The organism is Agriterribacter sp. (assembly GCF_035445465.1).
GTDB lineage: Bacteria > Bacteroidota > Bacteroidia > Chitinophagales > Chitinophagaceae > Agriterribacter.
This window is the reverse complement of the sequence record NZ_DAOMQT010000019.1, coordinates 56,571-78,889: the sequence shown is the minus strand read 5'-3', so window position 1 is coordinate 78,889 and position 22,319 is coordinate 56,571. Positions and strand designations below refer to the sequence as shown.

The 22,319-nt window shown below is 41.1% G+C and carries 11 protein-coding genes; 7 read left to right on the top strand and 4 right to left on the bottom strand.

Features of this window, described 5'->3' with window-relative positions:
• Positions 1-215: 215 nt before the first annotated feature.
• The 4 genes from PLE34_RS11560 (at position 216) to priA (ending at position 10,534) form a co-directional block, all read left to right on the top strand.
• Complete coding sequence (locus tag PLE34_RS11560) at positions 216-6,527, top strand: fibronectin type III domain-containing protein (protein WP_324557053.1); 6,312 nt, start codon at positions 216-218, stop codon at positions 6,525-6,527.
• A 154-nt stretch (positions 6,528-6,681) separates the two neighbouring features.
• Entirely contained in the window at positions 6,682-6,855 is a 174-nt protein-coding gene (locus tag PLE34_RS11555) for a hypothetical protein (protein WP_324557050.1), read from the top strand.
• Positions 6,852-7,925 (top strand): acyltransferase family protein, encoded by a 1,074-nt coding sequence (locus PLE34_RS11550; RefSeq protein ID WP_324557047.1) that lies wholly within the window; start codon positions 6,852-6,854, stop codon positions 7,923-7,925. Before PLE34_RS11555 ends, PLE34_RS11550 begins: the two co-directional genes overlap by 4 nt.
• Before the next feature lie 119 nt (positions 7,926-8,044).
• Complete coding sequence (gene priA, locus PLE34_RS11545) at positions 8,045-10,534, top strand: replication restart helicase PriA (protein WP_324557045.1); 2,490 nt, start codon at positions 8,045-8,047, stop codon at positions 10,532-10,534.
• Between the two features lie 33 nt (positions 10,535-10,567).
• Here the strand turns inward: priA and PLE34_RS11540 are convergent, their stop codons facing one another.
• Positions 10,568-12,775 carry a glycoside hydrolase family 20 protein gene (locus tag PLE34_RS11540; RefSeq protein ID WP_324557042.1) on the bottom strand — a complete coding sequence of 736 codons (2,208 nt, stop codon included), beginning with the start codon at positions 12,773-12,775 and terminating at the stop codon, positions 10,568-10,570.
• Between the two features lie 305 nt (positions 12,776-13,080).
• Between PLE34_RS11540 and PLE34_RS11535 the strand changes: the two genes are divergently transcribed.
• Positions 13,081-13,215: a hypothetical protein gene (locus tag PLE34_RS11535; RefSeq protein ID WP_324557040.1), complete on the top strand. Its 135-nt coding sequence runs from the start codon at positions 13,081-13,083 to the stop codon at positions 13,213-13,215.
• A gap of 185 nt (positions 13,216-13,400) precedes the next feature.
• Entirely contained in the window at positions 13,401-13,523 is a 123-nt protein-coding gene (locus PLE34_RS11530; protein WP_324557038.1) for a hypothetical protein, read from the top strand.
• A gap of 134 nt (positions 13,524-13,657) precedes the next feature.
• On the opposite strand, the gene PLE34_RS11525 is transcribed toward PLE34_RS11530, so the two are convergent.
• Entirely contained in the window at positions 13,658-17,014 is a 3,357-nt protein-coding gene (locus PLE34_RS11525) for a TOTE conflict system archaeo-eukaryotic primase domain-containing protein (protein WP_324557036.1), read from the bottom strand.
• Positions 17,015-18,293: 1,279 nt separating this feature from the next.
• Between PLE34_RS11525 and PLE34_RS11520 the strand changes: the two genes are divergently transcribed.
• Positions 18,294-19,379, top strand: coding sequence for a Fic family protein (locus PLE34_RS11520; RefSeq protein WP_324557034.1), 1,086 nt, complete (start codon positions 18,294-18,296; stop codon positions 19,377-19,379).
• A 337-nt stretch (positions 19,380-19,716) separates the two neighbouring features.
• On the opposite strand, the gene PLE34_RS11515 is transcribed toward PLE34_RS11520, so the two are convergent.
• Both PLE34_RS11515 and PLE34_RS11510 read right to left on the bottom strand, forming a co-directional pair.
• The gene (locus PLE34_RS11515) at positions 19,717-21,030 is read right to left on the bottom strand and encodes an APC family permease (protein WP_324557032.1); all 1,314 of its coding nucleotides are present in this window, start codon (positions 21,028-21,030) and stop codon (positions 19,717-19,719) included.
• A gap of 50 nt (positions 21,031-21,080) precedes the next feature.
• Complete coding sequence (locus PLE34_RS11510; protein ID WP_324557029.1) at positions 21,081-22,262, bottom strand: MFS transporter; 1,182 nt, start codon at positions 22,260-22,262, stop codon at positions 21,081-21,083.
• Positions 22,263-22,319: the final 57 nt, after the last annotated feature.

Here is a 22,319-nt window from a genome sequence, read left to right as displayed (position 1 = left end):
CTTTTATACCTTGCAGTCCCTTATTGATGTTGTAAAGTTTACGCTTCGGCATCAAGTTTCTTTCCAATCGTCTTTTGACAAACCTGTTTCCCGTTTTTTTCGTATAATGAATATGTAAGTAATATTATAGGTATTGTTTTCATAAACACCAATCCTTTCTTCTAAGCCCAATCTCCTCCCTGGAACCTCTATACAGTTACAGAAAAAAAATTAATATGAACCGATTCGTACGCAATTTAGTCCAGGGTTGTTTGCTGTTATTTATTGTGGGAGCAGGAATAACTTCCTTACAGGCACAGTCTTCCGTGTTTAATCCCAGCGATCCTGTTGTAGTATATAACCCCAGTAATCCGCCAACGGAGCCCGTTTTTGGACAACCAGGGAAATGGGTGAAGAGGAACCGGGTTAACTGGAATACTTCGTCATTTAAAGCTTATATATATAAAGGGGTACCGTTCAGATTAAAATGGCCCAAAAATTATGATGCTTCGGGAAATACCAAATATCCCTTATTTGTCTTCTTCCATGGCAGGGGCGAATGGGGAAACCTATATGATAATGAATACCAGCTATATCATGGCGGAGAGTTACATAAAAACGCTGTTGATAATGAGCTATATGATGGTTTTCTTTTATATCCGCAATCTACCAATTCAACTGAAACCTGGCTTTCCGAAAAAAGACAGTTTGTGATGGAACTGGTAGAAAATTTTCTTATCCCTCAGGTTAATATTGACCCTTTTAGGATCACTGTAGACGGGCTTTCAGCAGGCGGGCTTGCTACTTGGAAGTTTTTTGAGTCGTATCCAAAGCTGGTTGCCGGTTGCCTGCCTATCAGTAATGCCTCCTCAGCCTTTAGCAATATTGTAATAGATAATAAATTTACACCAATATGGTTATTCCAGGGTGCCTTGGATGTGAACCCTTCTCCGGTTTCTGCTCAATATCTGCGGAATGTAGCAGAAAATGCCGGGGGAAACTTTACATATACGGAATACCCTAATTTAGGACATGGCGCCTGGTATGCTGCCTGGGGTGAGTCGGACTATTTCCCTTTTTTAAGCAGGGCAAATAAAGCCAATCCGTGGCCCTTATATGGCAGAACGGAATTCTGTAATACAGGACCTGGGGCTATTAATACAACTATTGGTGTTACTGCCGGCTTCAATGAATACCAATGGAGAAAAAACGGTGAATTGCTGACGGGGGTGGGAACCTCCTCTAATACGCTTACAGTGACTGATATTGGTGTTTATTCCTGCCGTATCCGGAAAGGGACAACCTGGTCGGAATGGTCGCCAATACCGGTTGAGATAAAATACAAGACAGTCACTATACCACCTACTATAAAAGTGAGCGGACAGGCAAGTAGAGTATTGCCTGCCCCGGATGGAAAAACAACTGTGAGTCTTGAAGTACCATCGGGATATGCTGCTTACAGGTGGGAAAAAGTAGGAAGCTCAAACCCTCTTAGTACAACTAGTATGCTTATTGGGGCTACTGCAGGTGATTATAAAGTACAGGTTACGGAACAATTTGGTTGTTCAAGCGCATTTACAGATCTATTTAAGGTCATTAATGCTAATGGTCCTAATAAACCGGATGTGGCAACCGGACTGATCGCTATCCCTCTTTCCTATACTTCTTTGAAATTGAACTGGAGCAGTAATCCCAACCCAGTGTATCCTCAAACCGGTTTTGAGATATACCAGGCAACCCAATCCGGAGGGCCTTATCAATTTGTAAGCCTTGTTAACGGGGATGTGTTTTCATTTGTAAAGGAGGGCTTAATTCCGGGAGTTAAATATTACTATATTGTTAGAGCTGTCAATAATACGGCGGCTGCACCGGTTTCAAATGAAGCTTCCGCTACTACGCAAAAAGATACCAATCCCCCAACAGCTCCTGGTAATTTGCATATAACAGGCTCAACCAGGAATTATATATCGCTTGCCTGGGGAGAATCAACGGATGATGTGGGTATGAATCATTATGAGATTTATGTCAATGGCATCAAATCTTATGTTACTTCGGAGACTGAGTATACGGTATATGGTTTGGAGTATGGTAAGTCATATAACTTTACCATTAAAGCAGTTGATATTGCCGGTAACAAATCTGCGCCCAGCAACCAGGTAACTGCTCAGCCCCTGGCTAAAGGTTTAACTTTTAAACATTATACAGGTAGCTGGGATAATTTGCCGGACTTTAACTTACTTACACCCATTTCAACCGGCGTGGTGCCTAATGTAACGCTTGAAAATGCCAGCCAGGCAGAGAATTACGCTTTCCTGTGGGAGGGTTTTATCCGTATCCCCACAGACGGATACTATGTTTTCAGCAGCACTTCGGATGATGGCAGTAAAGTATACCTCGATCTTAATAGCAGCCATACTTCCTCTCCTTATAGTCATACGGCAACGGCGCAGGTGAATAACGACGGACTCCATGGCTCTCAGACTGTAAACAGTTCGCGAATTTCACTTTCGGCCGGGGTATATCCGATAGCGATAACTTTCTTTCAAAAAGGAGGAGGCGCAAATATGGGAATATCCTGGAGGAGAGTTAATCAGAATGGCACTAACACTTTTTGGTCGGGTGCAGTTCCGGATTCTGCTTTTGTAGATCCTCTTCCGCCTCCTTCAGGCACGGTTCCTGCAAAGGCATCAAACCTTACCGCTACAGCGGTTTCCTTTAAAAGAATTAACCTTACATGGAGCGACAACAGCAATAATGAGACATCTTTTGAACTATACCGATCCGCAAACCCTTTGGATGGCTTTATCACTGTTGGAGTATTACCTGCCAATACCACCAGCTTTGCAGATACATTAGTTGAACCTTCTACCACTTATTATTATAAGGTGAGGGCGATCAATCAGTATGGAGAATCTCCTTTTGATAAAGTAGGACCGGGCGTGGATTATGCTTATTACGAAAGAACGGGCATGTCGGTAGTGCCTGATTTCAGTTCAATGAATCCGCTTAAAACGGGCAGGGTAAATACATTTGGATTGGGAATGCAATTAAGAGGAGATAATTTCGCGTTAAAGTTTGAAGGGTTTATTACAGTACCTACTACGGGAAGCTATACTTTCTATCTCAAATCTGATGACGGATCAAGGTTATACATCAATAACAATCAGGTGGTAAACAATGACGGACTACACGATGCTTCTGGCGAAGCAAGCGGCTCAGTTCAGTTAGATGCAGGCACATACCCGATAAGAGTTACCTTTTTTGAGGCAACAGGGGGTGAGGCCCTAACCGTAAGTTATCAGGGACCGGGTATTAATAAGCAAACAATACCGGGCAATGTTTTGGGAGATATACTGGCAAACGCAACTACGCTTGCTGCCCCGCCTGCACCTGTAGCTCCGGGTAGCTTAATTGCTGTTGCAGCCAGCAGTTCTATCATTAAAACCGGCTGGGTAAATAACGCAACAAATGCCACAGGTGTTGAATTATACCGTTCCTATAATGGAAATACCGATTATGTATTATTGGCGGCATTACCTCCCAGCACAACATCTTATAATGATACGGCTTTGTATCCGGCTTCCCTGTTTTACTATAAAGTAAGAGCGGTTGGGGATGGTGGTAATTCAGATTATAGTAACGAAGTAAGTGCCCAAACCCGGGGGGCTGTTCCCTCTATACTACCAATAGGAAATGTATACATGCGATTTAACAGTACCGTAGTGTTACCCATAGAAGCGGTATCAGCGTCCCCAACTACTATTACACTGCAGGTAAGTAATCTTCCTCCTGGCTTTGCCCAATTCCAACAAACAGGAAATGGTAAGGGAACCATCACTTTTACGCCTTCAGAAAGTGATCAGCGCGTTTATAATAATATTATTGTAACAGCCAGCAATCCTCAAAATGATATTAATACGGTCAAATTCAATGTTACGGTTAACGGTAATTATGTTCCGGTTCTCAATAATATATCCAATATATCAATTAATGAAATGCAGACAACTCAGGTAAGTCTGTCTGCCACTGACCAGGATGCCAGTGATTATCTGAGCTGGACATTTACAGGGTTGCCAGGATTTGCAACAGTTTTACCTGCAAACCGCAACGCCTCTATAACTATTGCACCAAAATATGGGGATGCTGGTGTTTATAATATAAAGGCAACTGTTAACGATGGCCGAAATGGTAAGGATACGGCACTCTTTAAAATTACCATAGCACATGCGAATGTCACTAATCCCAACGATGGAACCGCACCTATTAAACCCGGTAATGTAACTGCTCAGTTTGTCAGCAATGATAATGCAGTTAAAGTCTCATGGACCAATATGGCTTACAATGCGGCAGGATTTGAAATTTACCGTTCAACATCACTAACCGGGTATTATACCATACTAAATCCCGGAGCTGCGAATAAGGATTCAACTACATATCACGATTATACCGCAACAGGTAATAATACATACTTCTATGTTGTTCGGGCTATAAACCCTAATGGTGGTAACAATTCGGCAATTGTTAAGATCATAACACCCAACACAGCCCCGATAATTAATGCTAACGATATCTACATTAGAGGCGGCAATACAAATAATGTAAGTATTGCAGCTATAGATGATCCTGGAGATATAATAACGCTTGCAATATCGAATATGCCCCCGTTTATATCATTTACAGATAACGGTAACGGCAATGGTACAATTCACCTTTCTCCAACCGGCGCACATATAGGTACCTATGAAATATCTGTTAAAGCAAGCGATCATTATGGAGCAACCGCTGTTAAACCAATAAAGATCGTTGTTACGGATAAGTATATAACTTCTATATATGTAAATTTTAATAACCAGGATTACCCGGTTAGTTTTATGCCATGGAATAGTTTTAATGCTGTACAGACGGGAACCACATCGGTTACCGCGGGTACTAAAATCTCAAATCTTAAAGAAGAAACCGGGGTGGGCACCACAACGAGTGTTCAGTTACTTGAAAAATGGGCGCAACATTACGAGGGGGTAGTTACCGGCAATAATTCGGGGGCTTTTCCAGATAGTATAATGATGAGCGGGTATTATTTTGCCACAAGTTCTTCTCCTTTGAAAACCGTAAGAGTAGCGGGTTTAAATAGCAGTAAAAAATATAACCTGGTTTTTTTCGGTAGCAGGAATTATTCAAAGACTCAGTTAACCCATTTCACAGCAGGCGGTCAAACCGTTTCACTTGAGACAACTGGTAACAGTACTAATACCGTGCAAATTAATAGCATAGTTCCTAATCAGGGTGTTATTGATGTAGCTATTACTGGAGAAGCAGGTAGATATGCTGTTATTAATGCTATGGTAATTCAGGAATATGATGCTACAGTATTCCTTCCTCCTTTTAATCTTAATATGGACAAAAGCACCAGAAGTTCCATAAGCCTCTCATGGAAAAGTAACGCAACGAATGTTACCGCTTTTGAAGTTTGGCGGTCAGATGCTCCAACGGGCACATATGAAAAACTGCCGGGTACTATACCGGGTAATGTATTTACATATACCAACGGCGGGTTAACTGCAGGCGCGATTTATTATTATAAAGTGAGGGCTGTTTCAGGATCTGCTTATTCGGACTTTAGTGATTATATCAGCGCTACTACAATAAAGTATGAGGTTAATATTAATCTGAATGACGGAATAGCCCCCCAGCCTCTCCCGTGGAATAATACAGATTTAGTTTACAATGGATATACGCTTACAAATTTGGTCAACGACAATAACCTGCCTACAGGGATTAACTTTACTATTTTAGAAAATTTTAGCGGATTTAATAACTGGGGAATGATTACGGGGAATAATTCAGGAGTTGTTCCTGACAATGTGATGAGGGAGTTTTATTATTCGCTATACGCTGAAAGTGCACGGTTAATGATAGACGGGCTGAGTTTTGGCAATAGGTATAACTTTGTTTTCTATGGAAACTGTGACAACAGGTTAGGAATTCCTTTAATTAGTGAATACACCATAGGAGAAAAAACAGTGACATTGAATGCGGTGAATAATACGCAAAATACGGTTCAGATAAATGATGTGGAGCCGGATGCCCAGGGAAGAGTGTTCATAACGTTTAAAACACCTGCCCCGGGAGGAATCGCAATTATGAATAGCATTTCTATTCAGTCCGTACCTCTAAGTGCACAGCAAAGTGGAGGAGGATCGTCTCCGCGTAAATCTTCTGGGAACAACACGGCACAAAGTGGCTTGATGGTGGAAGACGGTCGTATCACGGCATCCGCTTCTGAAGTACTCGCCGCTGCATATCCGGTTCCGGTTGTGGATGATATTATGCTTCGCCTTTTGCTGAGCAAGCCTGTTGAAAGACTGGAGGTTACACTTTTGAATGTTGATGGGCGCCCCTTATATTCGCAGGAATTGAGGGGACTTACCGAGGGAAAAAATGAAAGGAAGCTGAATGTAAACGCCCGCAGTCTTTTACCTGGGGTTTATTTTATCCGGGTTTCGGGCTGGAAAGATGGAACATTTAAAATGATTAAGGTAGTAAAGTAATAATAGCAGCAACAGCGTATAGATTCAAAAACCAGGAAACGTAATAGTTGGATTGTCGTGCTACTAAGTGAATAGAAATATATATACGTCCTGTATGTTACGAAAAGGGCTGATTACTCAAATGTAAGGCAGCCCTTTTCTAAATCTGAACTCAATGAAATTATTAAATATTGCATATTCCCCCAATAAACATATACCGGAGTTAGATTGCATCAGGGGGCTTGCAGTTTTACTCATTATTCTTTTTCATTTTTTCGATTTTTTTATTTATAAGTTTGGATGGGTGGGTGTTGACTTGTTCTTTGTTTTTAATTATTTATTTTTATGAAACCCGACAACCGCTATGTCCCTTTCCTGGATGGCTTCAGAGGATATGCAATTCTTCTGGTTATTATAGGACATCTTTACCGTGATCTTATCAGGGTTTCCCTTTTGGGCGTAACCTTATTTTTCTTTGTGAGTGGTTTTTTAATTACTAAACTATTGATTGTTGAATACCGTAAAAGGAATACAATTTTGTTAAAAGAATTCTATCTCAGGCGTGTGTTCCGGCTTTATCCTGCTTTGTTATTTTTCCTTCTTGTTACCTGTGTATTCATTTTATTATCAGGCCAAAGTATCCTTTTCCCGGATATTATGTCCGGATTGTTTTATTTCACTAATTATTATCTGGTCTATTTTAAGCCGGTATTGCAATCTGCGGACTATCCTTTAGTTTCTGAAATATTGTGGTCGCTTTCTGTTGAAGAGCACTTTTATTTATTTTTCCCGGTTTTATTTCTAATGCTTTTTAGCGACAGCAATGATAAGCTGCTTTCTGTTCTTGGGGTGTTGCTGATGTTATTTTTGTTTTCCCGGTGTGTTGAGTTTTTCCGGAGTTCCAATTTATCAGAGGTACGCAAGATAATTTATTACACCACGCACAACCGCGGGGATTCGATTTTATATGGCTGTGTATCCGCATTGCTTATCTACAGGTACAATGCAAGGTTTTATATACGATATCTTAATTCAAAATGGCTGTTTATTTTATCTTTTTTGTTATTGGTTTTAATTGAAATTGTTCCATCACAGTTGTTTCAAAATACCTTTAAATATTCTCTGCAGGGAATAGCATTCTCTATAATTGTACCTTCTTTCTTGTTTGGAAATTCAGAGAAAGGGGTTAGAAAATGGTTAGAAGGAAATGCTATCGTATTTATTGGTAAGCTCAGTTATTCATTATATCTTTTTCATTGGATTGCAATTAAGATCATAGCATTCTACGTACCCCAAAAGGGACTTTTTGCTAATCTGCTTATTGTTGTCTTTTCCCTTGGTCTTGCACTTATATCGTATTATGGTGTGGAAAGGCCTTTCCTGTCGCTGAGAAGAAAGTTTGGCTCACATGCAAAATGATAGCCTATATGCCTATATGGAGGCTATACAGGTATTTGAAGCACGGGGTAATCATATACTTTCGCTAGTATTTATTCCCTCGTTATGGGGACGATCGTTTGAGTCTTATCTTTATCATCATGACTGGCTTTTACTCTGATACAGATGAATTGATCTCATCATCTTCTCTTTTCGCAGAGATCATTATCCCTTTGGCCTTACCTAAAAACTATACCTGGCAAATACCGCATCATTTACAAAGTAGAGTGAAGCCTGGCTGCCGGGTAGAAGTTGTGCTGGGAAAAAATAAAAAATATGCGGGTATTATTAAACGGTTGCATAATAATAAACCTGCGGCATTTGAGCCGAAGGATATTTTGAATGTGCTGGATGCTGAACCTATTGTGTTTGAGCAGCAAATGAAATTATGGGAGTGGATAGCGCAATATTATATGTGCAGCGAAGGAGAAGTGATGGCTGCAGCATTGCCATCTTATTTTAAGCTGAGCAGTGAAACCATATTAATATGCAATGAAGAATATGGCGACGACTTTTCTGCACTTGATAATGATGAATATATTATTGCGGAGGCGCTCCATATAAAAAAGGAACTACGGCTTACCGAAGTGCAGCAGTTGCTGGATGCATCGCATGTGTATCCTGTTATTAAAAGATTAATTGAAAAAAAGGTATGCTTTGTGTGGGAAGCGCTTAAAGATGCTTACAGTGCAAAAAAGGAGACCTATATTATCATTAATCCTGTATATGAAAATGAAGATGCCCTGGCCGATCTGATGAATAACTGGGGGAGAGCGCCCAAACAATTGGAACTGTTGCTTAGTTACCTGCATCTTATAAAAACGGAAGGAGAGGTGACTAAGCCGGCATTGCTAAAAAAATCGGGCGCGTCTGATGCACAGTTGAAAGGGCTGGTGGAAAAAAATATCTTATGGCTTGAAAAACGCACGGTTGATCGTTTACGCTACCTGCCGCTTCATATTAATGTGGATTTTAGTTTAACTCCCGCCCAGGAGGAAGCATTAGAAAAACTAAATGAATTATTTAAAGAAAAGCCGGTTTGCCTTTTGCACGGCATCACTTCAAGCGGCAAAACACAAATATATATTAAGCTGATAGAGCAATACATTAGCCATGGAAAGCAGGTGCTGTATCTGTTACCTGAAATTGCGCTAACATCACAGATCATCCGCCGGCTGCAGAAGCATTTTGGCGGATATATTGGCATTTACCACAGCAAGTTTAACCAGAACGAACGTATTGAAATATGGAATAAAATTAAAACCGGGGAACTGAAAATTATACTTGGCGCCAGGTCTGCTCTTTTTCTGCCCTTTACCAGTCTTGGTTTAATTGTAGTAGATGAAGAGCATGATACTTCATTTAAACAGTATGATCCCGCCCCCAGGTATAATGCAAGGGACAGTGCTGTTTACTATGCCGCGCTTTTTGGATCGAAAGTTTTACTGGGTAGCGCAACACCCTCTCTTGAAAGCTATTATAATGCGTTGCAGGGTAAATACGGATTAGTAGAATTAAATGAAAGATACGGCGGTGTTAAGCTTCCCGCAATTGAAATCATAGACACAAAACAAATTGTAAGAAAAGATAAGTCGAAGATCATCCTTTCTCCGCAATTAAAGGAAGCAATAGAAAATGCTTTGGAGCGTAATAAGCAGATAATATTATTTCAAAACCGCAGGGGATATTCGCCCTATCAGATTTGCGCTGTTTGCGGATGGATTCCTCAATGTAAGCACTGCGATGTTAGTCTTACCTATCATAAGCTCAGCAATAAACTGGTTTGTCATTATTGCGGAACAACCTATCCAAATGTTACCACTTGTGCTGCATGCGGCAGCCATGCTTTTGTACAGCGCAATTTTGGTACGGAAAAAATTGAAGAATACCTGGAAGAAATCTTTCCCAAAGCAAAAATTGCACGAATGGATATAGATAGTGTAAGAGGCAAGCATGCACATGATAGCCTTATACAGTTATTTGAACAGAAGCGTATTGATATGCTTGTAGGTACCCAAATGGTGGTAAAGGGGTTAGACTTTGAGCATGTGAGCCTTGTTGGCATATTAGATGCCGACAGTTTATTAAGCTTTGCGGATTTCCGGGTAAATGAAAGGGCTTTCCAGTTAATGGAGCAGGTAAGCGGACGGGCAGGCAGAAAGGAGGAAAGAGGGAGGGTAATGATACAGGTTGCTAATACGAAGCACCCGGTGCTTCATTTTGTGCAACAACATGATTATGCCGCTTTTTTCAGGTACGAGATCGAAGGTCGCGAACGTTTTTTTTACCCCCCTTTTTCCCGGATCATACTGATTACATTCCGCCACAAATTAAAAGAACGGGTAGCCGAAGCGGCTCAATATTTTGCTGCGGCATTACAAAAGGAATATGGTAAATATATTGTTGGTCCGGCAGAGCCTCCTGTTAACCGGGTGCGTAATCAGTATTTGATGGAACTGTTATTTAAAATTCCCAAAGACATTGCTTTTATCAATAAATGTAAAGCCGCTATAAAAGATCAGATTGTTCATCTGCATCAAAATAAAACATTCCGGAGCGTAGTAATTGTTACCGATGTAGATGTTCTGTAAAGCGGTTCATTAGTTACCATAACATGCAGATCCTCATTTTTGAATCCATATTTCATCTATAAAAAACCAGCAGGGATGCCCTACGCCGTAATGCCAGTGCGGGCAGGTTTTTATGCCTGTTATATCTACTTTAATGTAGCGTGCTTTAATGGGTTTATTGCCCGTATAGCTGAGGTCAATAAACTTTACCTGGGGGTTCCTGTCTTCAGGATGATCAATGGACTGCAGTGTTTTATAATCATTACCATCAGATGAAATGGAATAAGTAACATTAGACGGTACTAAGATCCACGCACCTAACTGGTGTAAAAAATCTGCATGAATGCCGGTAAATTCCTTTTCACTGCCTAAATCGAGTATCAATCCTGCATCTGTACCCAGCCAGCCAACCCATCCCTCGGCAAATGTCATGCCTCCATACAATCCATCTGTAAGTTCACCGCCCATCGTAGCATATTTTTCACTGGGGGCCACTGAAAAAGTGATATTGGCTACCGGTATAGTTTGTTTGCCCGATGGCATATACCTTGTTCTGTACAATGCACAATAATCAAGAGGGCTATTTCTCCTTTCATTGAGCGTAGGAACAGAAAACAATTTCACCCTTTCTTCAAAGAGATCCAGCTTGCGGTTGATATCATCCACCCGCATGTCTTTTTCCGTACGGGCAATATCCAGCCCGGAATATTGCAGCGGCAAACGGGTGCGCCATACTCTTTTCAGCAAAACCGGATCTGCCGCAACGGCAGCTTCCGCCTGGTTAAACAGGGCATTGTACCTGCGCATGAGGGATGGCTTTAGCATACCCGCTTTATGCGATACCGGAGAATCGTATATCCATAACCGTTTGCCACTGCCCAGCAGGGCGCCTTCCATCAGTTTAATATATTGGTATAAATAAGGTGCAGCGTTGCCATAATATCCGTTCAGAAAAATTTGTATAAGAGAATCTTCATTCCGGTTTACATTCCACATTAGTTTAGATACCAGCCAGGTTCTTAATTCGGCAAAGTCGCCACCGCGGCTGCTTGCTATTTGAGAAAAATGCATGGAGGTATTGTTCTTGTGAAACAGCCGCATATTTTCCCCCAGTACGTGGAAGTTGGGGAAGGGTACAAGATAATTGTCGAAGTTGATGCCATAGTCCCACACAAATATGTTTTCTGTTATGGCGCTCCAGCCTTCCAGGGCTTCCGCAAATGCTCTTCCTGATGCATTTTCCTTTAATGTAACTTCCCTGTCGCAATCAATGCTGCACAACATTATATTTACATTTTTGGCAGGTTTTACATGGCGGGGAGGCTTCATGGAATATAAGTAGGCCAGCGTTGAAATTTCTTTATCCGGAAAGCGTTCGGCCAGCTTGTTCATAAAATGTATAAGGCTGCCCGAATGAGCGCCTTCATAGTCATCAACTGCTTTACATTTTTCACACTGGCAAAAAGTATAATTCCCGTCATTTTGGCTTACAGAAATAATGTGTTTATCAGGATGGGCTTTAAATACAGAATCGAGTCTTAGGGTTACAATTTCCAGCACTTCCGGATTAGACAGACACCATTGGCTGGCTTTGCCGGGATGACGCCTGCCATTAAAATAAGAATAGTATTCGGGATGTGCATCGCCATATACAGCCGATGGCAAAAGGAAATCGAAAGTATGCACCCACAGGTTACCTGCAAATAATTCTCCGGGTGTTTTTAACCGCATCCAGTTGCGATATACAGAGTCTGTTGCCATTGCATAGTTCTGGCTTTGCCTGTAACGGAATGATGGTATTTCCGTGAAATCAACTACAGGAATTTGCAGCGTGGAAGTTTGGGTTAAACTATATTCATTTTCTCCCCAGTAGGAAACTCCGCAGTATCGTTCAAGCAAACTCACTATGGCATATATTGATCCTTTTCCGCCGCCTGTAACCACCTGTAGTGTATGATTATTGTGCACTACCCGAAATCCATCTTCCGAAAGCTTATCTTTCTGCACATTCTTATTATATCCGTCATTGCTTATAACAATATCATTCTTTTTGATTTGATCTGTTTTTTGGATCAACAGTTTTGCCCCGGTAATTCTTTCTGCAAAGTCCTGCAGCAGGCGTGCCGCTTCTGTATCAACGCTGTCGCCGGATGTGAGGACGATCCTGCCTGAAGGTTTCCCGTTTTTAACCAGCACCACCTGTGCCGGCAGTACAGCATGAAAGCAGAGGGCTGAAAGCAGCAGGCAAATAAAATGTTTCATAATGGAAGTAAAAATACAATCTTGAAAATAAACAACAAAGGTATAACTCATGCGCACAGACTTAAACGCATCAACGCTTATACCCTTGCAATAAAAATGATAAAACCGGACTATTTCGCAATAAATTTGTTTCTAATGTTTGCGGGCGTATTTCAATTTTTCGCTCCATGTACAACTTTCCGGTCGGTGAGACACCGACCGGTAGCGGGTTCTACAGGTGGGTGTCACCACCCACCTGCGAAAAATGCGCCCATGTTTGCTATAGGAAACATTTTCCCCTATAATTGTTTATTATAGCAAACGTTATGGTAAACAGAACAATAACCCTCACGTCTAAATTAGAGAAGATCCTGGTTGAACTGGGAGGAAACATAAAGCTGGCCCGGTTACGAAGAAAATTAACCACCGGACAGGTTTGCGAACGGGCCAATATTAGCTGAACTACTTTATGGCAGATAGAGAAAGGGATGTACAACGTAACCATCGGTGCCTATGCGCAAGTGTTATTTATCCTTGGCCTTGAAAAAAGACCTGCTGCAGGTGGCTACCGATGATGAACTCGGCCGGAGATTGCAGGATGCCGGTCTGGATTAAAAAAAGAGGTCCCAGGAAAAAATAAATACCTATGGATATTTTAGTTTACGCAGACTGGATAGGATTAGAAGGCCCCGCCCTGATGGGAATGCTATCGGTTGCGCATACCAGGGGACGGAGATTTTTTCATTCGATTATAATAAAGCATGGATAGATAGAGGACTGGCTCAAAACTTAGATCCCGATCTGCAACTATTCTGACGGAGCCGAAGGGGTTTCCTACTCAGGGAAAATAAACAATTTTTAACCAACTGGGTATGTAAGAAATGAGGAAGATTAGTATTACTTTTATACCAATTTTTCCTCCAACACTCCCTTCCAGGTGACAAATCCTTTCTTCGCATCCACATAATCATGAACGACCCTGCTAAAATTACTACTCTCCTTCTCCAAAAAAGTTTGCCTGCCATTTTGTTTTATATCCCTCAGGATTGCTTCAATCTCTTCAAGGGCAATTCGTAGAGATTCCCTTGTTTTATCCGTATGCCATATATAGGTGGCTTCTTCACTATCCAACGTTTCCCATATAATGTGATATTTCTTTTCACCAGCCAGTAAGAATAAAAATGAAAATGGCTGCAAGACAAACCTCAGTTTCAAAACAGATGCTTCATGCTTAGATGAAAGATATTTTAGCTGCAAATAATGCTTTGAGTTCTTAATGCTTAAAATGTCATCAACCAGGGCAGCTTCAGATGAAAATAATTTCTTCCCTTCGTCATATGAGCTCAACAAATCATCCATAGTATGGATAGATTGATCATCCGCAGTCCGGCCTTTACCTTTAAATATCTCCCGCTTTACAAACTCAAACCGAACACTATCAATCATTTGATTGTTTATGCTATCAATATCCTCTGAAATGGCCGTTGCTGATAATATCTGGCTGGCGGTATAGTTTACAGTAATATTTACGGAGAATAATTTCTTCTTCAACGCTTTTATGAAATAGTCACGTACGGCTGCAAACTCCGGCCTTATATCCGGATTAGCAATTTCAAATATGATTTCCTGATTGACTTCCTCAATAAAGATGGGAAATGAAACACTTCCAAATAAGAAATTAATTTTTCCAAAAAGTACTTTCATTGTTTTCAAAATAACGTATTCTGTAGGAGTCTGCTCTTTTCTGTCATACTCTATTCTTTTAGTTCCAATAACAGGCTGATGTTTTAGTATAACGGATCTGAGGAAACTACTTGTATCCAGGCTTCTGAACTTTATTCTTTCAATTCCATAAAAATAAAATGAACCTTGCCTGGCGTCCGTTACCTTGCTTATCTGAAAATCATAATCAATAATTTCTGAAAAAAGCTCCCCCTCTTCTTCATTATAACTGATGACGCGTAATTTCCAGGCCACGCCATCTTTAAATGTTTCAACAGGTAGTGGCAAATCAATACAATCAACAGGCAATAAAATACCGGCGGTGTTGATATAAAATTCAGGGCCTTGAAAAACCAATAATATTTCATCCGGATTTGCCAGTTGTCCCGATTTCATCAACTTCCGGTAATATTTATTGCGTTGTTTAAACAGATTGTTGAAGTATCCAATCCTGTAATCCCTGTAATCATATATAACAGGGGCAACCGGGCTTCTCTGAACCCGCCCGATATATTGAATCAGTTTACCTTCAAAAGAAAATGGATAAGCCAAAGTAAGGCAATCTAAAACGCCGATATCTGTTCCTTCCCCAATAAACTGACCGGTGGCGATCAATACCTGGAAATCGCCACTGTGAATTAGCTGTAGTTTTGCTTTCTGAGATTGCTCGTTATCTTCTCCTGTTAACGTAATTGTTTCGCAAATGCCTTTCAAATATTGTTGCAATATATCAACGTGGGCTTTGCGTTCTGTTAATACCAGTATCTTTCTGCCTGCCTTTGCCTCCCTTTTTATATTCTCCACGATCATTTCATTTCTTGCAGTATCATGAATAAGAATATTGATAAGTGTTTCAATCTTATCCGTTGAAGCATTAAATGGTGTAAACAGTTCTGTGTTTTGAATGGTTACCGATAATTGTTTATTCTGGTTGGCGGTTATAGGAATGGTCACTTCATGAATAATATCGCCAATATGTATAAATATCAGCTTCTCATCCTTGTTTTTTCTTACCGGAGTTGCCGTAAACCCATAGAGGTAGTACGAATGAAAATGCTGTATCACTTCCCGGAATGTTTTGGCCGGAATATGATGACATTCATCTACTATGATGGTTCCAAAAGCATGGTATAATTTGTTTTTGTCTGACGGACCTGGAGTTTGCAGACTTTGTATCATCGCTACGGTAATCTCCTGGCCTATTTCATACTTGCCGCCTTCAATTCTTCCTATCCGGAATTTCGGAATACCAAGAAATGACTGAATCCTATCTACCCACTGATCAAACAATTGCCTTCTGTGAACAATGATTAAAGCAGGTTGCTGCTTTCGTGCAACAATTTCTAACCCCATTACCGTTTTTCCTGCGCCGGGAGGTGCAACGATAACGCCAAAATCCTTTTTATTTGCGGCTTCAACAGCCTCTTGTTGATAATTATACAATGAAATGGAAGAGGTAAACTTAACCGGCTCAAGTTTTACTCTTTTATCTTCAAATTTGTAGGGTATTTTTTGTTCGTTGCAATACCTGAGTAGCCTGCCAATAATACCTCTTGGCATAACAATGGTATTCTCTTTTTTCTCCACTGTTTCAAAATACATTTGCGTACCATAAGTACTTCGCCCCGACCGTTTTTTTATAAGGTAATCAACGTTCATAAAGTCGAGATTATCTTTTAGGTATTTTGACAATAGCGGATTTAAACCATGGCGTGGCAAAACGACCTGGTTACTGAGGGTGATTGGAAATTCACCATTCAAAGCATTTGTAGTAACTGCTCCAGTAGTTGGACTGGTAAGTTTATTAACAATAATAGTCTCATACAATTCATTCAGCATTTTGGTTTTTACCTTTTGAATGGCTTCTAAAAACATCCATTGATCAGGAAAGGATTCTAAATTTTCCGGATGAATAAAACAGGCATTACCGTTCTCCATTGCCTTCCTTTGTAAAGGTAAAGCAATAAGGTTGCCTAAGCCTTTACCGGCATGCGCATCCTGGTTTGGAAATAGCCTGTCAAAATTTGAATTTTTATCAACTTCCGATATGATACCCGAAGATTTGAGAAGATGAATAAATAGCTGCCTGATTTTAAATGCCGGATAGGGTTCCTCAAAAAACATCCAAACATGTCCGCCCGCGCCCGATCTCGAACGTTCCAGGTAAACAGGCAGGTTATGTTTTTTACATTCCAGTATGAAGGTTCGGCACTCGCCTATCCAGCTTTTGGTTTTGGCAGTGGACTGGTCAAAATCAGCCGCTATAAACCACGACGTATTGTCCTGCAATAAAGGATAAATTCCCACTATTTCCTTACCTACCAGGTGGTTCAATATTCTTTGATCCGTAAGCGGCGCATACGCTTTATCTTTAAAATCCTTTAAGGTTCCGCCTTTTGCCTTGTGTAGTTTAAATTGATCCCAGTCCAGGATATAGGCAGGCATATAACCGCTTTTGCCATCCCGTTCCCAGCGAATCGCAAAGACATTATCGCGGCCTTTAAAAAGTGATTTGAATATTTCGATGTTTTGTACCATCTTCTTTACTTACAAACAAAACTAATTGTAACGAACGTTATGGAAAACAGAACAATAACGCTTACTCCTAAATTAGAGAAGATTTTGATTGACTTTGGAGGAAACATAAAGCTGGCCCGGTAGCAAAGAAAATTAACCACCGAACAGGTTTGCAAACGGGCCAATATTAGCCAAACCACTTTATGGAAGATAGAGAAAGGGATGTACAAGGTAACAACCGGCCCTTCCCTTAAAGAAATGCAACAACAGAGCTATAATAGCGATAACGCCCAGAATATTCCAGATGCCCATGAGGTTAAGTTTGTATAAATATAATTATTTCATTGATCCTTTCCCCCGCAATCATTTGTATTCTGTGAGGTATTACAGAGAAGAAACAAAAGAATGTCACCAAGGCTATCCTCATCCGTGGTATGTGTATTTAGCCGGCCTGTGCTTTGGCGTTATTCGTTTAGCAATTTGAGAAAAATAATAACACGGCAGCAGGTCTTGCGATGCCTGATCAGGCGCTACCACCTTTCCGGCACGTGGAGACACGTGCCGGGGCGACCGCCTTGGTACGTGTCACGTACCATCACCAGGAAACATCTGCATAATTTCGAATGATGCTTATCTTGATTAAAGAGAATGGTAGAGCTTTTTTTTGTGGGTTTATAAGTTCTCATGTAGTTACATTAATAAACGAGATTTTTCCTTTTGACAATAAGCCTTCCACCCATTCACCAACCGTATGCTTTTATGATCTTTCAATAAAGTGCTTTTATGCTAAAAGTGCCATTTTAAGGTATCAAACGCAAAAAATCTATTTACTTTATGATATTAAGTAATGTTAAACTGACATATAACTGCTGTAAAATGAAGAAAAAATAGACAACCCGCCGGTGCCGGTTTATAGCCGTGCAGCACATTTAGCTACCTGTGCATTTGCTTTATTTGTTTAACAATTTGAGAAAAGTAATAATACAGCAGCAGGTCTGGCTATACCTGATCAAGCGCTACTGTGCCTGCAGCAGAAAGGAGAGTCGCCAATGCGCCGGATGACATTTTAGGAATTGTGTAATACAAACAGCAAAAACAACCGAACTATTTGAACAGGAGCTTTTTAGCTATGGGTATAATTCCGCAAAATCGGGCTTCCTGTCGAACTATTTTGCTTTTTTCGACACCAAAGAGCATCATGTCGTTTTCTTCAACATAAAAAATAAGTTAATAATTACCAGGTGTGTCGAAAATAATAATTATTTTCGACACATAAAAGCAATATGTCGAATAGCTCAACATGAACGATAGATCAAACCCATATAACCAACTTGCTGATTTACCGCCAGATATAGATTTGGATTCACCCATTTTGCTCAAATCGTCCATAAAAGCCAGCAGGTTATTGGCTGAATTGAAAGGTTATTGCCAAACCCTGCCCAATCCCCGGATCCTGATCAATACCATCATCCTGCAAGAGAGTAAAGACAGCTCGGCTATCGAAAATATTGTAACTACCCAAGATGAATTATACCGTGCCGTGATGTCGCCGGAAGATGGCGCACATATTAATTCTTCTACTAAAGAAGTATTGATGTATAAGGAAGCACTGTATGCAGGATTAAACCTGTTAAAAAAACGGGGACTTACCACAAACACCCTGGTAAGCATCATGCAAAAATTAAAAAACACCACTGCAGGCATCAGGCAGAGCATCGGCACCCGTTTAGCTAATCCAATAACCAAAGAAATTATTTATACCCCGCCAGAAGGGGAAGCATTGCTGAGGGAAAAATTAACGGCGCTGGAAAAATTTATTCATAATGAAACCGATGGCATTGACCCGCTTATAAAACTGGCATTAATGCATTACCAGTTCGAAGCCATACACCCCTTTGCAGATGGTAATGGAAGAACAGGTAGAATTATGAATGTATTGTACCTGGTTCACCTGGATTTATTACCGCTGCCGGTGTTGTATTTAAGTTCATTTATCATTCAGCATAAGAATGAATATTATCGCTTACTGCGTGAGGTAACAGAAAAAGAAACCTGGAACGAATGGATTTTATATATGCTAAAGGCTATTGCTGAAACAGCAGCATTAAGCCTTAAAAAAATTAAAGAAATCCAACAACTGAAAGAAGAAACCATCATTAAGGCAAAAGAAATATTAAAAGCTTCTTACAGTAGAGACCTGGTTGATTTACTTTTCTGCCATCCATATGTAAAAATCAAAACCCTGGAACAAAATAATATCGGTCACCGGCAAACAGCGTCAACCTATTTACAGAAACTGGCTAAAGGCGGCATTTTAAATTCATTAAAAATTGGAAAAGAAATGTACTATATCAATCATGCATTAATGCACATAATATCCGACTAATGTGGCCTTTAACGAGCCCAATAGCGGAAAAACATGGCATTGGCAACTCAGTGAGAAATCCCCGGACATTTGTAAACCTGTATAGATGATTTTGAATTTATCGCACACTCAAGGCTTAACGGTTTACCCCTCACTCCGGTTACCCGCCAGGATGACTCAGTTGTACGGGGTGGTGACGCCATTACACATATATCCTCTCACAAGCACCACCACAACCCCTGCGCACAAAAAAGGCCTCCTGGAAAGGAAGCCAATTGCGCTTTGGGCGCAAACATGAGAAAACAAAATTAAGCAGCCGGTTATGGGGTTAGCGGAAATAACCTGCTGTTGAAGCATATTAACATCCTTTTTTCTTTTTTAGTTGTTTCATTATAAAATATATTACCGAAAAAGCCAGTATAAAAATGCCAATACCGGTAAGCTCCGCTTTGGTTAAATGAGAAAGCAGCCAGATGATGGCCGCGGCTGCTATTAAAGGAATCATCACGCCGCCGGGTACCCGAAAACCTTTTTCGGTGTTGTGCGCTTTCATTCTTCTCAGTTTAATAGTGGAGAGTACCACACCCAAATACAGCAGCAGGGAGGAAGCGCTGGCAATGATGGCCAGTTGTTTAAATCCGCCCGATACAGCCATGATAAAACCAATGACTACATATACCCTGATGGCTACATGCGGCGTAGCGAAGCGTGGATGCACCCTTGCTAACCGTTTGGGCAGCAGTCCGTCTCTTGCTGCGGCAAATAAGATCCTTGGCTGGGATAATATCTCGCCGCTTAAAGAACCCAAAATGGATAATATGGTAACTGCAATAATGAAAGCCATCCCCGGCTTACCAAGGGCAATAGCTGCTACGGCAGCCAGCGGGGTATCTTTGTGTGCAGATAACTGATCGCCCAATGTTCCCTGTGTAACCCATTGAATAGAGATATACAGCAGCAATACAATAAACACGGCCAGGAAAATACCCAATGGCACGGTACGGGACGGGTTTTTTATTTCGCCGCCGTTGCTCAACGGCACTTCTAACCCCAGGAATGCAAAAAACAATAAAAGGGATGCTGCGCCTATATTGCTAACGGTGGGTTCGGAAACCCATTTCAGGTTTTCTGCTTCTACATACGGGATGGCTACTATGATCAAAAGTACCAGCGCAATGAGTTTTCCAATGCTTGCAAATACAACAAAGCCCACCCCGTTTTTCACACTGCTGATATTGAGCCATGCAAGTCCGCCAAACAGCAGCAACAGAAAAGTCATTCTGTACATATCTATACCCAGTGCCGGGAAAAAATGTTGAAGGGTATCTGCCAGGGCATTGGCAAGGGCTGCATCGGAGGCCATGCATCCGCCCAGCAGGTATATATTGCCCGCCAAAAAACCGGCCCAGGGGCCAAAAGCCGTTTCAATATAAGTATACACACCGCCGCTTTTGTTTGTGTTGCTGCCAGCTTCCGCAAAACAAAGCGCCAGTAAAAATATCAATGCCCCGCACACTATATAAGCCAGTATTGCTGCAGATCCCAGCCCTTCGGCAACAAGGGCGGGCAATACAAAAATACCGGTACCCACCACCATATTTACACCCGCCAATGCTAATGAGCGAACGCCGATTTCCCGTTTCAGATGCTCTGTTGTAGCGATGTCTGTCATTATTAAGGGTAAAAAATAAAGGGAGCTTTAGAAAGTGTTTGAATAGCCTGTTATTCAACAATAGCCGGAATCATATCTTTCTGCCTCATCTGTTTTAGCACAACGAGAAAAATAATTACAAATATTATCCCCGCTGTAGCTTCTGCAGTAAGCATATAGCCGCTACCAAATTTATCATGTGTCCACCCATTGAAAGTAGTCATATATACTACCGGTAAATTGCCCAGAGACGACATCAAAGAATATTTTGTAGCCGTATGCTTTTTGCCAATCACAAAAAAGATCAGGGCAGTATAGGCCGCATACATTAATCCGGTACAAAATCCATAAATGAGTACACCGGAAGCATAAGTTGCAGGATGGTAGGGCAATACCGCTATTAAAACAGTAACGAATGCGCAAACAGCGCCACTCCCTAAATAGGCATTCCAAACACCCCAGCGGTCTGCAATAAAACCTCCTGCTATACAACCCACTGCACTTACACCACCACATAATAAACCCGTAACAAGCACAACAGTATCTGCATCTGTTTTCCAGTCTTTTGCCACTGCCGACCATAAATTAGCCATAGCGCCCGTACCAATCGGCATAACGATAAGGATCATAACAAATAATGCCGCGGGCAGTTTTATCATGGCTAGAATATCTTTACCCATTCCCTTTATTTCATGCATTATGGTTTTGTCTTTCCGATAGGGAATATCTTTAATGTAAAGTATGGTCAGGGCAAATAATATGGATGCAACGCCCAAAACAATACCTGCCAAAGTGATATTATAATGTGCGGCAAGCCACAAACCGGCCCCGCCTCCCAAACCAGTTCCGGCAAGATTCCCTGCCTGGTACCAACCGGAAGCCGCTCCTTTTTTATTTTCCCTGACTCGTTTGGCCATGAAGCCATTAATGGGCAATAAGGTAATGGTAGCTGCTACCTGAGATACAAATACAATTATTGAAAGTAAGGCGGCGCCTTTTACGGTAAACGGAATAAAGCAAAGCAACAATAATGAAGCAATACACGCTAACAAACTTAGCCAATACCATTTGTGTAAACTGAGTGATAGATCTACAATAGGTCCCCAAACAAAACGCCATAAGTTAGCCGAAAGTCCTATGGCAACAATGCCTGCGGTGAGCGCCACCGGAAAGCCATTCTTTGTAAGCAGAAAAGGCAACGCTACCGTTACAAAACCCTGGCTGAGCCCCATGGGCATTATGAGAAAAAACATGTAAACCGGTTTTGTATAGTGTTGTTGCATTTCAGGGCCTGTTTAGCAGTGTTTCAT

Bases quoted from the DNA above. Each gene is read 5' to 3' on its own strand.
- PLE34_RS11535 (WP_324557040.1), top strand. From the start codon at position 13,081: ATGGTAAACAGAACAATAACCCTCACGTCTAAATTAGAGAAGATCCTG.
- PLE34_RS11530 (WP_324557038.1), top strand. From the start codon at position 13,401: ATGGATATTTTAGTTTACGCAGACTGGATAGGATTAGAAGGCCCCGCC.
- PLE34_RS11555 (WP_324557050.1), top strand. From the start codon at position 6,682: ATGAAATTATTAAATATTGCATATTCCCCCAATAAACATATACCGGAG.
- PLE34_RS11520 (WP_324557034.1), top strand. From the start codon at position 18,294: ATGAACGATAGATCAAACCCATATAACCAACTTGCTGATTTACCGCCA.
- priA (WP_324557045.1), top strand. From the start codon at position 8,045: ATGACTGGCTTTTACTCTGATACAGATGAATTGATCTCATCATCTTCT.
- PLE34_RS11525 (WP_324557036.1), bottom strand. From the start codon at position 17,014: ATGGTACAAAACATCGAAATATTCAAATCACTTTTTAAAGGCCGCGAT.
- PLE34_RS11550 (WP_324557047.1), top strand. From the start codon at position 6,852: ATGAAACCCGACAACCGCTATGTCCCTTTCCTGGATGGCTTCAGAGGA.
- PLE34_RS11560 (WP_324557053.1), top strand. From the start codon at position 216: ATGAACCGATTCGTACGCAATTTAGTCCAGGGTTGTTTGCTGTTATTT.
- PLE34_RS11510 (WP_324557029.1), bottom strand. From the start codon at position 22,262: ATGTTTTTTCTCATAATGCCCATGGGGCTCAGCCAGGGTTTTGTAACG.
- PLE34_RS11540 (WP_324557042.1), bottom strand. From the start codon at position 12,775: ATGAAACATTTTATTTGCCTGCTGCTTTCAGCCCTCTGCTTTCATGCT.
- PLE34_RS11515 (WP_324557032.1), bottom strand. From the start codon at position 21,030: ATGACAGACATCGCTACAACAGAGCATCTGAAACGGGAAATCGGCGTT.